The organism is Neomegalonema sp., from assembly GCF_028688855.1.
In the GTDB taxonomy this organism is placed as follows: domain Bacteria; phylum Pseudomonadota; class Alphaproteobacteria; order Rhodobacterales; family Rhodobacteraceae; genus Neomegalonema.
The window spans coordinates 158,401-174,497 of the sequence record NZ_JAQTXI010000001.1; the positions used below are offsets into that span (position 1 = coordinate 158,401).

At 69.3% G+C, this 16,097-nt stretch carries 15 protein-coding genes; 11 read left to right on the forward strand and 4 right to left on the reverse strand.

The window, feature by feature from the left end:
- The 7 genes from hemJ to PHN62_RS00850 all read left to right on the forward strand — a co-directional run bounded on the left by hemJ (position 1) and on the right by PHN62_RS00850 (position 7,774).
- The gene (gene hemJ / locus PHN62_RS00820) at positions 1 to 450 is read left to right on the forward strand and encodes a protoporphyrinogen oxidase HemJ (protein WP_300144920.1); all 450 of its coding nucleotides are present in this window, start codon (positions 1 to 3) and stop codon (positions 448 to 450) included.
- Positions 451 to 643: 193 nt separating this feature from the next.
- A complete protein-coding gene (gene rho / locus PHN62_RS00825; RefSeq protein ID WP_300144923.1) occupies positions 644 to 1,915 on the forward strand; it encodes a transcription termination factor Rho in 1,272 nt (423 codons plus the stop codon).
- A gap of 145 nt (positions 1,916 to 2,060) precedes the next feature.
- Positions 2,061 to 3,449 (forward strand): tRNA uridine-5-carboxymethylaminomethyl(34) synthesis GTPase MnmE, encoded by a 1,389-nt coding sequence (gene mnmE / locus PHN62_RS00830; RefSeq protein WP_300144925.1) that lies wholly within the window; start codon positions 2,061 to 2,063, stop codon positions 3,447 to 3,449.
- Positions 3,450 to 3,454: 5 nt separating this feature from the next.
- Positions 3,455 to 5,350 carry a tRNA uridine-5-carboxymethylaminomethyl(34) synthesis enzyme MnmG gene (mnmG, locus tag PHN62_RS00835; protein WP_300144928.1) on the forward strand — a complete coding sequence of 632 codons (1,896 nt, stop codon included), beginning with the start codon at positions 3,455 to 3,457 and terminating at the stop codon, positions 5,348 to 5,350.
- Between the two features lie 11 nt (positions 5,351 to 5,361).
- Positions 5,362 to 5,982 carry a 16S rRNA (guanine(527)-N(7))-methyltransferase RsmG gene (rsmG, locus tag PHN62_RS00840; protein WP_300145320.1) on the forward strand — a complete coding sequence of 207 codons (621 nt, stop codon included), beginning with the start codon at positions 5,362 to 5,364 and terminating at the stop codon, positions 5,980 to 5,982.
- Entirely contained in the window at positions 5,982 to 6,839 is an 858-nt protein-coding gene (locus tag PHN62_RS00845; RefSeq protein WP_300144931.1) for a ParA family protein, read from the forward strand. Before rsmG ends, PHN62_RS00845 begins: the two co-directional genes overlap by 1 nt.
- A 14-nt stretch (positions 6,840 to 6,853) precedes the next feature.
- Positions 6,854 to 7,774, forward strand: a complete 921-nt coding sequence (locus tag PHN62_RS00850) for a ParB/RepB/Spo0J family partition protein (protein WP_300144934.1) — start codon at positions 6,854 to 6,856, stop codon at positions 7,772 to 7,774.
- Positions 7,775 to 7,822: 48 nt separating this feature from the next.
- Here PHN62_RS00850 and PHN62_RS00855 read toward each other — a convergent pair whose 3' ends face one another.
- Entirely contained in the window at positions 7,823 to 8,731 is a 909-nt protein-coding gene (locus PHN62_RS00855) for a glutathione S-transferase C-terminal domain-containing protein (RefSeq protein ID WP_300144937.1), read from the reverse strand.
- A gap of 60 nt (positions 8,732 to 8,791) precedes the next feature.
- Between PHN62_RS00855 and PHN62_RS00860 the strand changes: the two genes are divergently transcribed.
- The 4 genes from PHN62_RS00860 to PHN62_RS00875 all read left to right on the forward strand — a co-directional run bounded on the left by PHN62_RS00860 (position 8,792) and on the right by PHN62_RS00875 (position 14,847).
- Positions 8,792 to 10,255, forward strand: coding sequence for a cytochrome P450 (locus PHN62_RS00860; RefSeq protein WP_300144940.1), 1,464 nt, complete (start codon positions 8,792 to 8,794; stop codon positions 10,253 to 10,255).
- On the forward strand, positions 10,252 to 12,744 hold the full coding sequence (gene hrpB / locus PHN62_RS00865) for an ATP-dependent helicase HrpB (protein WP_300144942.1): 2,493 nt from the start codon (positions 10,252 to 10,254) through the stop codon (positions 12,742 to 12,744). Before PHN62_RS00860 ends, hrpB begins: the two co-directional genes overlap by 4 nt.
- A gap of 117 nt (positions 12,745 to 12,861) precedes the next feature.
- On the forward strand, positions 12,862 to 14,040 hold the full coding sequence (locus tag PHN62_RS00870; protein ID WP_300144945.1) for a Ppx/GppA phosphatase family protein: 1,179 nt from the start codon (positions 12,862 to 12,864) through the stop codon (positions 14,038 to 14,040).
- 21 nt (positions 14,041 to 14,061) lie between these two features.
- Positions 14,062 to 14,847: an RlmE family RNA methyltransferase gene (locus PHN62_RS00875; protein WP_300144948.1), complete on the forward strand. Its 786-nt coding sequence runs from the start codon at positions 14,062 to 14,064 to the stop codon at positions 14,845 to 14,847.
- Positions 14,848 to 14,865: 18 nt separating this feature from the next.
- On the opposite strand, the gene PHN62_RS00880 is transcribed toward PHN62_RS00875, so the two are convergent.
- The 3 genes from PHN62_RS00880 to PHN62_RS00890 all read right to left on the reverse strand — a co-directional run bounded on the left by PHN62_RS00880 (position 14,866) and on the right by PHN62_RS00890 (position 16,060).
- Entirely contained in the window at positions 14,866 to 15,309 is a 444-nt protein-coding gene (locus PHN62_RS00880) for a DMT family transporter (RefSeq protein WP_300144951.1), read from the reverse strand.
- Between the two features lie 128 nt (positions 15,310 to 15,437).
- Positions 15,438 to 15,785, reverse strand: coding sequence for a divalent-cation tolerance protein CutA (gene cutA, locus PHN62_RS00885; RefSeq protein WP_300144954.1), 348 nt, complete (start codon positions 15,783 to 15,785; stop codon positions 15,438 to 15,440).
- Positions 15,782 to 16,060: an HPr family phosphocarrier protein gene (locus PHN62_RS00890; protein WP_300144957.1), complete on the reverse strand. Its 279-nt coding sequence runs from the start codon at positions 16,058 to 16,060 to the stop codon at positions 15,782 to 15,784. The genes cutA and PHN62_RS00890 overlap by 4 nt, the downstream gene beginning before the upstream one ends.
- Between the last annotated feature and the right edge of the window lie 37 nt (positions 16,061 to 16,097).

Consider the following 16,097-nt stretch of genomic DNA (forward strand, 5'->3'; position numbering starts at 1 on the left):
ATGCCGGTCGTCGACGCTCTCGCTCCCGCCTATCTCTGGCTGAAATGGCTGCATGTCGCGGCGGCGATCTCGTGGATGGCGGGGATGTTCTATCTGCCGCGGCTCTTCGTCTACCATACGCGGGCGACGCCGGGCTCGGAGATGGATCTCACCTTCCGGACCATGGAGCTCAAGCTCCTGCGGGTGATCATGAATCCGGCGATGATCGCGACCTGGGCCGCCGGGCTTCTGCTGAGCCTGACGCCTCAGGCGGGCGCGGGCGGCTGGCTGCATGCGAAGATCGCCCTGGTGCTGATCCTGTCGGGCGTGCACGGGATGCTGTCGCGCTATCGCAAGGATTTCGCCGCTGGCGCGAACCGGCGCTCCGAGAAATTCTACCGGATGATCAACGAGGCCCCGACGATCCTGATGCTGCTCATCGTGGCGCTGGTGATCTTCAAACCCTTCTAGAATCCGCAGGTTATCCCCGGACTTATCCCCAGTTTGCGGGCGGTTGCGCCGCGATTCAGGGGGGCGGCCCGACGGATTTCCGTCAGGCCCTTGCGGAAAGGCGCGAAAGAGGCTACATTTCGCGCCGCCTTTCAAGCGCGGTCGCCATTCCAGCTGCGGCCCCATGCGCTTTTCTCCCAAGAGACGACATCTGATGGATCAGCAAGACCTCAAGCTCCAGGAGCTGAAGGCGAAGACGCCGCAAGCCCTTCTGGATTTCGCCGAGAGCCTGGAGGTGGAGAACGCCAGCTCCATGCGCAAGCAGGACATGATGTTCGCCATCCTCAAGGAGCTGGCCGAGCGCGAGGTCCGGATCACGGGGGTCGGCGTTCTGGAGGTGCTTCAGGATGGTTTCGGCTTCCTGCGCTCTCCCGAGGCCAATTATCTCCCCGGCCCCGACGACATCTACGTCAGTCCGAACCAGATCCGCCGCTTCGGCCTGCGCACCGGCGACACGGTCGAGGGTCAGATCCGTTCTCCCAAGGAAGGCGAGCGCTATTTCGCTCTCCTGAAGGTCAACACGATCAATTTCGAAGACCCCGAGGCCATCCGCCACAAGGTCCATTTCGACAACCTCACGCCGCTTTACCCGAACGAGCGCCTGCGCATGGAGGTGGACGACCCCACCCTGCGCGACCGCTCCTCGCGGGTGATCGACATCGTGGCGCCCATGGGCAAGGGTCAGCGCGCGCTGATCGTGGCGCCGCCGCGCACCGGCAAGACGGTCCTGCTCCAGAACATCGCCAATTCGATCACGGCGAACCATCCGGAATGCTACCTCATCGTGCTGCTCATCGACGAGCGCCCCGAGGAGGTCACCGACATGCAGCGCACCGTCAAGGGCGAGGTCATCTCCTCGACCTTCGACGAACCGGCGGTGCGGCATGTGCAAGTCGCTGAAATGGTTATTGAAAAGGCGAAACGCCTGGTCGAGCACAAGCGCGACGTGGTGATTCTCCTCGACAGCGTGACGCGCCTTGGCCGCGCCTACAACACCGTGGTGCCTTCTTCGGGCAAGGTGCTGACCGGCGGCGTGGACGCCAACGCCCTCCAGCGCCCGAAACGCTTCTTCGGCGCGGCGCGCAACATCGAGGAAGGCGGCTCGCTGACGATCATCGCCACGGCGCTGATCGAAACCGGCTCGCGCATGGACGAAGTGATCTTCGAAGAGTTCAAGGGCACCGGCAACGCCGAGGTGATCCTCGACCGCAAGATCGCCGACAAGCGCGTCTTCCCGGCCATCGACATCCTGAAGTCCGGCACCCGCAAGGAGGAGCTGCTGACCGAGAAGGGCGCTCTGGCGAAAACCTTCCTGTTGCGGCGCATCCTCAACCCCATGGGCCCGACCGACGCCATCGAATTCCTGCTCGGAAAGCTCAAGCAGACCAAGACCAACGCCGAATTCTTCGATTCCATGAACGCTTAATTCGCAAAGGGGGCTTCATCCGGAGCCTTTGAGATCAGACCTTGAGGGGGCTTTCGGGCCCCCTTCCCTTTTGCGCCCTGCTCCGCTTGCGCGCCTGCGTCTCGCGGAGCGTTTCACGTGAAACATTCCTGAAGAGCGCCCTGAAATGATCCTCTCCGATCAGAGCCGAGACACGATCTTCGCGCCCGCCACGGCCCCGGGTCGGGCGGGCGTCGCCGTTCTGAGGATCTCCGGACCCCGCGCGGGCGGGGCTCTGGAGGCTCTGGCGGGCCGACTCCCCTCCCCTCGCCGCGCGACTCTGGCGGATCTGCGTCATCCGGCGAGCGGCGAAAGGCTGGATCAGGCCTTGGCGCTCTGGTTCCCCGCCCCCGCCAGCTTCACCGGCGAAGACGTCGCGGAGCTTCAGATTCACGGCGGTCCGGCCATTCTCGCGGCGCTGTTGGAGGCGCTCGGCGGCCTGGAGGGCCTGCGTCTCGCCACGCCGGGGGAATTCACCCGCCGCGCTTTCGACAAGGGCAAGCTTGACCTGACCCAGGTCGAGGGCCTCGCCGATCTCCTCGCCGCCGAAACCGAGGCTCAGCGCCGGGCCGCCCTGCGCCAGCTCGACGGCGCTCTGGGCGAGGCCTGCCGCGGCTGGTCGAAGCGCGTTTCGGAGGCCCTCGCCTTTCTCGAAGCCAGCATAGATTTCATCGACGACGAGCTTCCCCCCGACGTCATCGCCCGGATGCGCGTCAAGGCGGCGGGCGTGGGCGCCGAGATCGCGGCGGCTCTGGCTCAGGCGGAGCATGGCGAGCGTCTGCGTCTGGGCTGGCGGGTGGCGATCCTCGGCGCGCCCAACGCCGGGAAGTCGACTTTGCTCAATGCTCTGACCCAACGCCGGGCGGCCATCGTCTCGGATCGCCCCGGCACCACCCGCGACGCCATCGAGGCCGCTGTGGAGATCGACGGCCTGCCCGTCACGCTGATCGACACGGCGGGCCTGCGCGAAACCGAGGACGAGATCGAGCGTGAGGGTGTGACACGTGCGCGAGAGCTTGCGGCGGGCGCCGATCTGCGGATATTCCTCCTTGCGCCGGATGCGCCGCCTCCGGAGAATGTTTTCAATTTGTTCTTGAACGGGGATCTGGTCCTCGCCAACAAGGCGGACCTCGGTCCCCTGCCCCCCTTAGGCGATGTTTCACGTGAAACGATCCCCCCTCCCCTGCCCGTCAGCCTCAGAGATCCCGCAGGCGCGGTTCAGGTGGCGGCTCTGCTCAAGGCGCGGATCCTGGCGGGCGGCGCCGATCCCTCTGCGGCTCTGCTGACCCGCGCGCGTCACAAGGCGGCGCTCTCGCTCGCCGCCGAGGCTCTGGCGCGCTTCGACGATCTCGCAGCCCAAAGCGAAGCGGATGACGCGGCGGGCCTGATCGCTTATCCTGAGCTGGCCGCCGAGGAGCTGCGCGCCGCTCTGGCCGCGCTGGGCGAAGTGACGGGACGGGTCGGCGTCGAGGCGCTGCTCGACATCGTGTTTTCGGAATTCTGTCTGGGGAAGTGACCGCGATGGCGCAGGAAACCGCGCGCAAGTTCGACGTGATCGTGGTGGGCGGCGGCCATGCGGGGTGCGAGGCGGCTTTCGCCTCGGCGCGCATGGGGGCGCGCACGGCGCTCATCACCCATAGATTCGACCGCCTCGGCGAGATGTCCTGCAATCCGGCCATAGGCGGCCTGGGCAAAGGCCATCTCGTGCGCGAGATCGACGCGCTGGACGGCGTGATGGGCCGCGCCGCCGATAAGGCGGGGATTCAGTTCCGCTTGCTGAACCGCTCCAAGGGCGCGGCGGTGCAGGGGCCGCGGGCTCAGGCCGACCGCAAGCTCTATCGCGAGGCCATTCAGGCGGAGATCCGCGCTCAGGCGAATCTCGATGTGATCGAGGCGGAGGTCTCCGACCTGATCCTCGACGCTTCGGGCCATGCGGCGGGCGTGACCGCAGGCGGCGAGGTCTATCCGGCGGGCGCGGTGATCCTGACCACCGGGACTTTTCTCCACGGAATTATCCACATCGGCGACGTCCGGTCTCCGGGCGGACGGGTCGGCGACGCGCCTTCGGTGGCTCTGGCCGAGCGGCTCAAGGGGCTGGATCTGGCCATGGGGCGGCTCAAGACCGGCACGCCCGCGCGGCTCGACGGGCGGAGCATCGACAAGGCGTCGCTGGAGGTTCAGCCCGGCGATGATCCGCCGACGCCCTTCTCCTTCCTGACCGAGCGCATCGAGACGCCGCAGACGGTCTGCTGGATCACCCACACCAACGCCGAGACTCACCGGATCATCGCGGAGAATCTCGGGCGTTCGGCGCTCTTCGGCGGCCATATCAGCGGGCGGGGTCCGCGTTATTGCCCCTCCATAGAGGACAAGATCACGCGCTTCGCCGAGAAGGAAAGCCATCAGATCTTCCTTGAGCCCGAAGGTCTGGACGATCACACGATCTATCCGAACGGGGTGTCCACCTCTCTGCCCGCCGATGCGCAGGAGGCTTTCCTCCGCACGATTCCGGGGCTGGAGAAGGTGGAGATCCTCCGTCCCGGCTACGCCATCGAATATGACTATGTGGATCCCCGCGAGCTGACCCCCGAGCTTGAGGTCCGGCGTCTGCCGGGGCTCTATCTGGCGGGGCAGATCAACGGCACCACCGGTTATGAGGAGGCGGCGGCTCAGGGGCTCATGGCGGGGCTGAACGCGGCGCGTCGGGCGGGCGGGGGCGAGGGCCTCGTGCTGGATCGGGCCGAGGCCTATATCGGCGTGCTGATCGACGACCTCGTGACGCGGGGCGTCACGGAGCCTTACCGCATGTTCACCTCGCGGGCGGAATATCGCCTGACCCTGCGGGCCGACAACGCCGACCAGCGTCTGACGGACAAGGGGATCGGCTGGGGCTGCGTCGACGGGCGCCGCGCGGAGGCCTGGGCGGGGAAGAGCAGGGGGCTCGCCGAGGCGCGGGCCATGGCCGAGAGCCTCAGCCTGACGCCCAACGAAGCCGAGCGCCACGGGATCACGCTGAACAAGGACGGGCGTCGGCGCAGCGCGCTGGAGCTTCTGGCTCTGCCGGGGATCGATAGGGCGCGTCTGGCGGAGATCTGGCCGCAGATGGGCGAGTTGGCGCCCGCTCTGGCGACCCAGCTTGAGATCGACGCGCTTTATGCGGGCTATCTCCTGCGTCAGAACGCCGAGATCGCCGCCTTCCGCCGCGACGAGGCTTTGCGCATTCCGCCCGATCTCGATTACACCCGCATCGGCGGGCTTTCGGCGGAGGTGCGTCAGAAGCTGGCCGCCGCGCGTCCGGCGACGCTGGGACAAGCGGCGCGGCTCGACGGGGTGACGCCTGCGGCTCTGACGGCGCTGCTCGGCCATGTGCGGCGGGCTCCGGGGAACGGGGCGGGGCAGGGGAGCGACGCGGCGTGAGCGGGGAAGTCATGTCGGCGGAGGAGTTCCGCGAAGAGACCGGCGTTTCACGTGAAACGTTGGAGCGTCTGGTGTCCTACGCCGCCCTGCTGCGGCGCTGGAACAAGGCGGTGAATCTGGTCGGGCCTTCGACCATCCGCGATCTCTGGGCGCGGCACATGCTGGATTCGGCGCAGCTGCTGCCTCTGGCGCCGGAGGACGCGAAGGACTGGTTCGACCTCGGTTCGGGGGCGGGCTTTCCCGGCCTCGTGGTGGCGATCCTCGCCATGGAGGCCGCGCCGGATCTGCGCGTGACCCTCGTCGAGAGCGACCGGCGCAAGGCGGCCTTCCTGCTGGAGGCGGCGCGGACGGCGGGCGTTTCGGTGCAGGTCCGGGCGGAGCGTCTGGAGGATCTGCCCGACGCCTGCGCCGACGTGGTCTCCGCGCGGGCTCTGGCGCCGCTGAAGGATCTGCTGCCCTGGAGCGGGCGTCTGATCCGTCCGGGGGGCGTCGCGCTCTTTCCGAAGGGCCGCCAGGGACGCGAAGAGCTTGACGCGGCCGCCGGAGTCTGGCCCTTTGCCCCCGAGATTCTTCCCAGCCGCGTCGATCCGGACAGCATGATCCTGCGGTTTCGCACAGGAGGCTCGACCTGATGGAATCCGCTCCCCTCCGCGCCGCGCTTCGTTCGAAGAAGACCAGGCCCCTGCGCGTCTTCGCCGTCTCGAACCAGAAGGGCGGCGTCGGCAAGACCACCACCACGATCAATCTCGGCGCGGCTCTGGCGGCTGTGGGGCGGCGGGTGCTGCTGGTGGATCTCGATCCCCAGGGCAACGCCAGCACGGGCCTCGGCGTGGAGCGCCGTCAGCGCGAGACGAACGCCTATCATCTGCTCAGCGGCCGCGCCTCTCTGGAGGAGGCGGCTCAGGCGACCGCCGCCGAAAACCTCTGGGTGGTTCCGGCCAACAGCGACCTCGCGGGGCTGGATCTGGAGATCTCGGATTCGCCGCGTCGGGCGCATCTCCTGCGCGAGGCCCTGCGCGGCCCGGAGGGGACTCCGGCGGGCGAGGGGCCTGCGGATCAGCGCTTCGATTACGTGCTGATCGATTCGCCGCCTTCGCTGAACCTGCTGACCATCAACGCCATGACCGCCGCCGACGGCGTGATCGTGCCGCTGCAATGCGAGTTCTTCGCCCTCGAAGGCCTGAGCCAGCTGCTCGACACCATCGACCGGGTGAAGAAGACGCTCAACCGCGCCCTTGCGGTTCAGGGCGTGGCGCTGACCATGTATGACCGGCGCAACAGCCTTTCGGCTCAGGTGGCGGCGGACGTGCGGGAATATCTCGGCGGAGTGGTCTACGAGACGAGCATTCCGCGCAACGTCCGGCTGTCGGAGGCGCCTTCCCATGGCAAGCCTGCGCTGCTCTATGACCGGGCCTGCGCGGGGAGTCAGGCTTACTTGCGTCTGGCGGAGGAAGTCCTGCGCCGCGAGCGCGATCCGGTGACAGCGTGAGCGGGGGGAGCGTCATGAGCGAGACCAGACAACGCAAGAAGGCTCTTGGGCGCGGCCTTTCGGCCCTCTTCGGCGAGGCGGAGACCCGCGAGGTTCCGACCGCGCCGCCGGGCGCCGTCCTGGCGGTTTCGGAGGCTCTGCGCGACGAGACCCTGAAGAGCCTGCGTCTGGCGGATCTGGAGCCCAATCCGGCTCAGCCCCGGCGCCTCTTCCGCGAGGAGGAGCTGGAGGAGCTGGCGGCTTCGATCCGCGAGCGGGGCGTGCTTCAGCCGATCCTCGTGCGGCCCAATCCGCGCCGCGACGGCGCCCCTTACGAGATCATCGCAGGGGAGCGCCGCTGGCGGGCCGCCCAGCGCGCCGGACTGAAGGACGCTCCGGTTCTGGTCCGCCGCTTCGACGACGCCGCCGCCTTCGAGATCGCTCTGGTGGAGAACGTCCAGCGCGCCGACCTCAACCCCCTTGAGGAGGCCATGGGCTACGCCCGGCTGATCGAGGATTTCGGCTACACCCAGGAGCGCCTCGCGCAGGGGCTCGGCAAGAGCCGCAGCCATATCGCCAATCTCCTGCGCCTGCTGAAGCTGCCCGACGAAGCCCGCCGCATGCTGGAGGAAGGCGCGATCACCGCCGGACACGCCCGCGCCCTGCTGGCTTCGGCGGATCCTCTGGCTCTGGCGCGGCGCATCCTCGCCGAGGGCCTGAGCGTGCGTCAGGCCGAGAAGCTGGCGCAGGAGTCGCATCAGCCGTCCGCCGTCCCGGAGGCGAAGACCCCCGCGAAACCCTCCGCCGAGCTGGCCGCCCGGCTCAAGGCGCTGACGAAGCTCCTGAGGGCGCCGGTCGAGGTCGAGGCGAAAGGGAAGGGGGGTCGGCTGGTCATCCGCTACGCCTCGCCCGAAGAGCTGGAGGCGCTCTGCGCGCGGCTCGGCGCCGGGACATGAAAAAAGGGGAGGCTCGCGCCTCCCCTTCGTCTGTTCGGTCCGGCAGACTCAGCGATGCCCGACCAGCAGCCGCATCGCCTGAGGCCAGGCCTTCGGATCGGCGACGAACTTGTCGCGGCATCCCGAATTGCAGAAGCCGATGACCACGCCGTCCGCGATCGCCAGAGAATCCGCCTTCACCGGCTTGCCCGAGAAGGGGCAGGCGAGATTCACCCGCGCCCTGACGTCGCCTTTCCAGGCCTCGACGTTGCGCGGCGGGCGCGGATCGGCCCAATCGGCGAAATTCTCCTCGGGGAAGGGCTCGTAGCGGGCGTGGAACCAGGTCTCCTCCATGGCGCCCTTGATCCATTTCACCATGGCCGGATGCGCCAGAACCGCGTCCATGTAGACGCGGGCCTCGGGGATGGTCGGCACGCCATAGGTCTCGAAGCGCGTGACGATGGGGGCGTAGAAGACGTCCGCCACGCTGAAGCGCGCCCCGAAGAGCCAGGGGCCCTCCGCCCCGAAGCGCGACCGCGCCCAGGCCCAGAGCATCTGCACGCGTCCGGCGTCGGCCAGGGATTGTTCGGTGTGCCCCACCCCCGGATAACGGCGGCGGATGTTCATGGTCATGGCGTTGCGCAGGGCCGCGAAGCTGGAATGAGCCTCGGCGGCCAGGCTGCGGGCGGCGGCGCGGGCGGCCTTGTCCTCGGGCCAGAGCCCCGCCTCGGGATGCTCTTCGGCGAGGGTCTCGGCGATGGCGAGGCTGTCCCAGACGAAGCGCGAGGCCCCGTTCTCGACGATCTCCAGAGTCGGCACCTTCAGGGCTGGGGCGGCCTGTCGCTTGAACGCTTCGAACTCGGGCGTATACATGGGGTGGAAAGCCTCCTCATGGGGGAGGCCGAAGGCTTCGAGCAGCAGCCAGCCGCGCAAAGACCAGCTCGAATAGGATTTGTCGCCGATGTGGAGCCGATACATGGATGATCTCCGGAAAAAGGGCTCTCCGGCTCTAAAGCCTCGGCGCGGAGGGCTCAAGCGATGAACGCGGCCCCGCCCGGGAATTCATCCGGGACGAGACTCTTCATCCCTGCGGCGGCGCGTCCTCCGGCGCGTCCTCTGGCTCTGCCGGGGATGCTCAAGGCGGCCCGGCGCAACATGCTGGAGATCGTGCCCGAGGCCGCCTATCGCGAGCCCCTCGTCACGCTGAGGGTGATCACCCGACGCTGGCGCGTGGTGACGGGGCCCGATCTGCTCAAGCGGGTCTTCCTCGACAATGTGGGCAACTACCCCAAGGCGCCCTTCATGCACCGCCTGCTGAGGCCCTATCTCGGCGAGAGCCTCTTCCTCGCCGACGGCGAGGACTGGCGCTGGCAGAGGCGCTCCATGGCGGGGATGTTCCAGCGCAAGAAGCTCGACGCCATGGCCGAGGCCATGCGGGCGGCGGCTCTGCGTTCGGCGGATCGTCTGGGGACGGCGCAGGGCGCGCCGCAGAACGTCGGCGTCGAGATGAGACGGCTGGCGATGGAGATCGTGCGCGACACGATGTTCACGGACATCGACCGCCTCCTGCTGGAGCATGTCGCGGGCGCCGAGGCCGCCGCTGCGGCCAAGGGCGACTGGCATGACTACAAGTCCCGGATGGACGAGTCCCTCATGACCCATCTGCGGGGCTTCGGCTCTCCGAATCTGCTGGATCTGCTGAATCTGCCGACCTGGCTTCCGCGTCCCTCGGCGCTCTTCAAGACCCATCCTCTGGAGGGCGTCCGCGCGGTGATGGAGAAGGGGATCGCCGCCCGCCGCGCCGCCGCCGAGCAGACCGGAGATTTCGGCGTCGACCTCATGGCGCTGATGCTCAAGGCGGAGGATCCCGAGGACGGCCGCCGCATGACCGACCGCGAGATCCGCGACAATCTGCTGACCTTCATCATCGCGGGCTTCGAGACCACGGCTCTGGCGCTGACCTGGTCGCTCTATCTCATCGCCAACGACCGGCCCACGCAGGAGCGTCTGAGATCGGAGGCCCGGGCGGCTCTGGCGACGGGAAGCGCGGCGGAGGCTCTGGAGAATCTGCCCTTCGCCCATCAGGTGCTTCATGAGGCCATGCGGCTTTATCCTCCGGCGCCGCATCTGGTGCGCGTGGCCCGCGAAGACGACGAACTCGGCGGGGTGAGGATCCGCAAGGGCGACGTGATCCTCGCGCCGATCTACACGCTGCATCGCCATGAAGCCGTCTGGGAGAACCCCAACGCCTTCGATCCGGAGCGCTTCACCCCCGAGAAGATCAAGGCGCGGCACAGATTCGCCTATCTGCCCTTCGGCGCCGGGCCGAGGGTCTGCATCGGGCCGAGCTTCGCCATGATGGAGGCCTCGCTGGCTCTGGCCACGATCCTCGACCGCTGGGAGGTCTCGCCGACCAATATCCGCAAGATCGACCCCATGATGAAGCTCACCCTGAGGCCGCGCGGCGGAATGCCCCTCAGCCTGACGCCCGCGCCCGCATGACGGATCTGCCGATTGAAGAGGCGATCCCGGCTCTGCGGGCGGCCTTGCGCGCCGAGGGCCTCGCAGTGCTGGAGGCGCCGCCGGGCGCGGGCAAGACCACGCGGGTTCCTCTGGCGCTGATGGACGAAGATTGGGCTTCCGGCGGCCGCATCCTCATGCTGGAGCCTCGGCGGGTGGCGGCGCGCGCCGCCGCCGAACGTATGGCCGAAACCCTCGGCGAGGCGGCGGGCGAGCGCATCGGTTATCGCATCCGGGGGGAAAGCCGGGTTTCGGGCCGCACGCGGGTCGAGGTGCTGACGGAGGGCATCCTCACAAGGCGGATGCAAGGCGATCCGGGGCTTGAGGGCGTCGCCTGCGTGATCTTCGACGAATTCCACGAGCGGTCCATTCATGCGGATCTCGGGATCGCGCTCTGCCTTCAGGCCCGGAGCCTGCTGCGGCCCGATCTGCGGATTCTCATCATGTCGGCGACCCTCGACGGCGAGTCCGTGGCGCAGCTGATGGGGGGCGCTCCGGTGATCCGCTCCGAGGGCCGCGCTTTTCCGGTGGCGCTCCGCTGGCGGGCCTCGCCTCCGCCGCCCGCCGCGCGGATCGAACCCCTCATGGCGGAGGCCATCCTCGAAGCTCTGGCGGCGGAGCCTGCGGGCGATTTGCTGGCCTTTCTGCCCGGCGCTCCGGAGATCGGGCGGGTTCAGGCGGCGCTTTCGGGGCGGCTCCCGAGCCATGTGGAGGCGATTCCGCTGCATGGGGCCTTGCCCTTCGCCGAGCAGCGCCGGGCGCTTCTGCCCGCGCCGGAGGGGCGTCGGCGGGTGGTGCTGGCGACCTCCATCGCCGAGACCTCGCTGACCTTGCCCGGCGTGCGCATCGTGGTGGACGGCGGCAAGGCGCGGCGGGCGCGCTTCGATGCGGGGGCGGGCATGTCGCGGCTGGTGACGGAACGCGTCTCCAAGGCCGAAGCGGCTCAGAGGGCGGGCCGCGCGGGCCGCGTCGCGCCGGGGACGGCCTGGCGGCTCTGGACCGAAGCGGAGGAGGGGGCCTTGTCGCCTCAGCCCCCGCCCGAGATCCGCGAGGCGGATCTGTCGGCCCTCGCGCTGGATCTGGCGATCTGGGGCGCCGCGCCGGAGGATCTGCTCTGGCTCGATCCGCCGCCCGCCGCCGCCTACGCCCAGGGCGTCGAGCTTCTGAAGGCGCTCGGGGCTCTGGACGCGGAGGGCCGCCCGACTCCCCATGGCCGCGCCATGGCTTCGGCGCCTCTGGGGCCGAGGCTCGGGCATATGCTCCTGTCGGCGTCGCCTGAAAGGAAGGCTCTGGCGGCGCGTCTGGCGGCCTTGCTGGAGGATCGCGGCGTCTTGCGCGGCGAGGCCCGGCGCGAAACCGACCTGCGCCGCCATCTGGAGGCTCTGGCCGATCCGGGGCGTTACGAAGCGGAGCGGGGCGGGGCGGTGGATCGTCCGGCGCGGGCGCGGATCCTGGAGGAGGCGAAGCGTCTGGCGAAAGGCGCGCCGCCCGAAGACGCCGAGGGCCTGGGGGCTCTGGCGGCTCTGGCCTTCCCCGACCGCGTGGCTCAGCGGCGCAAGGGCGATGCGCCGCGTTATCTGCTTTCGGGCGGCAAGGGCGGATTCCTCGATCCGGGCGATCCGCTCGGGGATGAGCCCTGGCTCGTGGCGGCGGATCTCGACGGCGATCTGCGCGAGACCCGCATCCGCCGCGCCGCGCCGATCTCGCGCGCCGAGATTCTCGACGTCTTCGCGGATCGCCTGCAATCCGAAGAGGTCTGCCAATGGTCGCGGCCTCAGGGCGCGAGCCTCGCGCGCAGACGAAGGCGTTTCGGGGCCCTGATCCTCGAGGAGGAGGCCTTCGACCCCGGCCCCGAAGGCTGGGGCCTCGCCGCCGTGGAGGGCCTGCGGGATCTCGGGCTTTCGGCGCTGGACTGGAGCGCGGCGGCGCAGCGTCTGCGCGGGCGGGTGGAGTGGCTGACCTCCCGCGAGGGCGCCGGGTCGGATCTTCCGGACTGGTCGGACGCCGGGCTTCTGGCCTCCGCCGAGGAATGGTTGGCGCCTTTCGCGGGGGCTCTGCGCCGCACGGCGGATTTCGCCCGCTTCGATCCGACCGAAGCCTTGCGGGCCGCTCTGGGTCCCGAGCGCCTCCGCCGCCTCGACCGCCGCGCGCCGGGGAGCTTCGAGACTCCCGCCGGAACCCGCGCCCCCATCGACTACGCCGTGGATCCGCCCGCTCTGGAGGCCCGGCTCCAGCATCTCTTCGGTCTGGCGCGCCATCCCTCCATCGACGAAGGCCGCGCGCCTCTGGCGGTGCGGCTTCTGTCTCCGGCGGACCGGCCCATGCAGACCACCGGCGATCTGCCCGCCTTCTGGCGCGGCGCCTACGCCGAGTTGCGCAAGGAGATGCGTGGACGCTATCCGCGTCACGAATGGCCCGAAGATCCCGCCGCCGCCGCGCCCACCACCCGCGCCAGGCCTCGAAAGACCTGATCTGGGGAATCATGGAGCCCGCGCGAAGGGGCAAGCCTCTTTTCCTCCCTTTCCGCTCTTGTTAGGCTTGAGCCGAGCATGAGGGAATCGCGCAACAGGGATGAAGGAGACCCCACCGTGTCCGCGCTGGAGATGGAGCCGACTCCGACGGCCGCCGGGGCCGAAGGTTGGCCGCCTCGGGCGGAAGGCGCGGACGCGGCTCAGGGAGCCCTGTCCGGACCGCTGTACGCGGCGCTGGATCTCGGGACCAACAATTGCCGTCTGCTGATCGCGGCCTCGGGGTCGCGAGGCTTCCGCGTCGTGGACGCCTTCTCGCGGATCGTGCGCCTCGGCGAGGGGATGGAGGCCTCGAATCGCCTCTCCGACGCCGGGATGGACCGCGCCATCGAGGCCTTGCGCGTCTGCGCCGGGAAGATCGAGCGCCGTCAGCCCCTGCGCCTGCGGGCCATCGCCACCGAGGCCTGTCGTCGGGCCCGCAACGGCGCGGAGTTCATCCAGCGCGTGCGCCGCGAAACCGGACTCGGCCTCGACGTGATCTCGACCGCCGAGGAGGCGCGTCTCGCGGTGGCGGGCTGCGCCCCGCTGATCGACCTGAGGCGCGATCAGCTGCTGATCTTCGACATCGGCGGAGGCAGCACCGAACTCGTCTGGGCCAATCTCTCCGGAGCGCCGCCGGAGCGGCGTCGGGATTTCCTCATGGGCCGCGCGCCGGAGATCCGGCTCGGGCCGGAGGCGAGCAGCTGGGTTTCGCTGCCGGTGGGCGTCGCCACCCTCGCCGAGCGCTTCGCCTTCATCCGCAACGAACGCGCCCGCTTCGCCGAGATGGTCGGCCATGTGGACCGGCTGCTGAAGCCCTTCGCGGCCTCCATCGGCGCGGTGGGGCGGCGCGAGGCCATCCGCCGGATGCAGATCCTCGGGGCTTCGGGCACGATCACCACGCTGGCGGGGGTCCACATGGGCCTCCCGCGCTACAATCGCGAAGAGGTGGACGGCGCCCTGCTGGAGGTCGAGGCTCTGGAGCGGGTGGTCAGCCGCCTGCTCGACCTCTCGCCCGGCGCCCGCTCGGAGATCCCCTGCATCGGCGAGGAGCGGGCCCATCAGGTGATCTCCGGGGCGGCGATCTTCACGGCCATCGTCCGGCGCTGGCCCACGCCCCGCATGCGCGTCGCGGATCGGGGCTTGCGCGAGGGGCTGCTCTACGGATTGATCAACCGCGACCGTCCGCGCCTCGCCGCGCCCGCTCCGGAGGCCGCCCTCGGGGCCGCCTCCGGCGGCGCGGGACAGAGCGCCGCATAGAATGGAAACGAGCCCGCAAGCATGACTCAAGGCCCCCGCAAGCCCGCCTCTCCCTCCGGATCCTCCAGGGGCGCGGGCGAGAAATCCGCCGGTCCCGCGAAGAAGAAGCCCCTCAGGGATCTGAAGGAGCGTCTGCGCACCGCGCAGGGGCGCACGCTTTCCTCGCAGAAATGGCTGGAGCGCCAGATCAACGATCCCTTCGTGCGCAAGGCTCAGGCCGAGGGCTGGCGTTCGCGCTCGGCCTTCAAGATCATGGAGCTGGACGACAAGTTCAAGCTCTTCAAGCCGGGCGTGCGCGTGCTGGATCTGGGGGCTGCGCCGGGCGGCTGGCTTCAGGTGGCGATCAAGCGCGTCAACGCCGAGGGGCTCAAGCCTGGTCCGCGCGGCAGGGTGCTGGGCGTGGATCTCCAGGAGATCGAGGCCCTCGCCGGCGCCGAGACCATGCAGCTCGATTTCCTCGACGAGGAGGCCGAGGAGGCCATCGAGGCGCGGCTCGACGGGCGCCCGGATCTGGTGCTCTCCGACATGGCGGCCAGCTCCACGGGCCATCGCCAGACGGACCACCTCAAGATCATGGCGCTCTGCGAGGCGGCGGCCTTCTTCGCCTGCCGCATCCTGCCGCCCGGAGGCGCCTTCGTGGCCAAGATCCTGCAGGGCGGCGCCGAAAACGAGCTTCTGGCGCAGCTCAAGCGGCGCTTCGCCGTGGTGCGGCACATGAAGCCCGCCTCCAGCCGTCAGGACAGCGCCGAGATGTATGTGGTGGCCACCGGCTTCCGCCCCGAAACTCCGGAGGAGGAGGCCCCTTGAGCCTCAGGGGCGGCCTCTTCAGAAGCGCGAGAGCGCCAGCCCTCCGGCCACCATCGCCGCCGCGAGAAGCCGCGGCGTGGTGATCTCGCGCACCGGCATCCCGAAGGCCCCGAGCCGGTCGAGCAGCAGAGCGGCCAGCATCTGGCCCAGGGCCAGCGCGCAGATGGCCGTCAGGGCGCCCATGCGCGGCAGGGTCCAGACGATGGTCCAGACGTAGAAGGCGCCGAGGACTCCGCCCAGCCAGAGCCGCCAGTCCTGACGCAGCGCCGTCGAGAAGCCGCGCCCGTCGCCCGAAGCCACGGCCGCCAGACCCAGCAGCGCGAAGCCCACCCCGAAGGAGATCGCCGCCGCCACCAGCGGACTCTGGACGGCGCGCCCCAGGGCGGCGTTGATCGGAGCCTGAATCGAGATGCAGGCGCCCGCCAGAACGACGAAGAACATCGCCGTGAATGAAAACTGCATGGCTTCTCCTGGGGAGGGGCCCGATGGGGTCGGGCCGATCTCGCCCGCGAGGGGCGGCTCCGGTCTTCTACGAGCTTCCCGCCGGAGAGGGGAGGGGGATCTCGCGCCGGAGAAGCCCGAATGGGGCCTCAGGCGGCCGGATCGCGCGTGGCGGCCCTCAGCCAGGCGAGATAGGGCGCCGAGCCCGCCGAAACCGGCAGCGCGAGGATCTCGGGCGTCTCGTAGCCATGGGATTCGCGGAGAAGGGCCTCCAGCGCCGGAAACAGCGCGGCGCGGGTCTTCACGATCATGAGGATCTCCTCATCCTCCTGGATCGCGTCCTTCCAGAGGTAGAGGCTGTCGATGGGCGCAAGCTGGACGCAGGCGGCGAGTCCCCGCTCCAGCAGAAGCCGCGCGAGGCGGCGCGCCTCCTCGCGGGAGGAGGCGGAGACCAGAACCGCCGCAGCGGCCCCTTCGTCCTGCGGAGCAGCCGTCACTCTTCCTCGCCGAATTTGGCGCGGATCAGCGCCACCAGGGCTTCGGCCAGCTCTCTGGCCTGCGCGCCCCAGACGCGCAGTCGGACCCGGGCGCCCTGAGCGGCGCCCAGCGTCAGGAGATCGAGAATCGAGCGGAGGTCCGCCTCCTCGTTCTCGAAGAAGAGGACGCCCTTCGCGTCGTAGCCCTCGGCGAGGACCGCCACGCGCGCCGCCGCCCGGGCGTGCAGCCCCTTGGCGTTGGCGATGACGATCTCGCGTTCCAGAAACCCGTCCATCGTTCGACCTCCCTGGTTCGGACGAACTCAATAATCT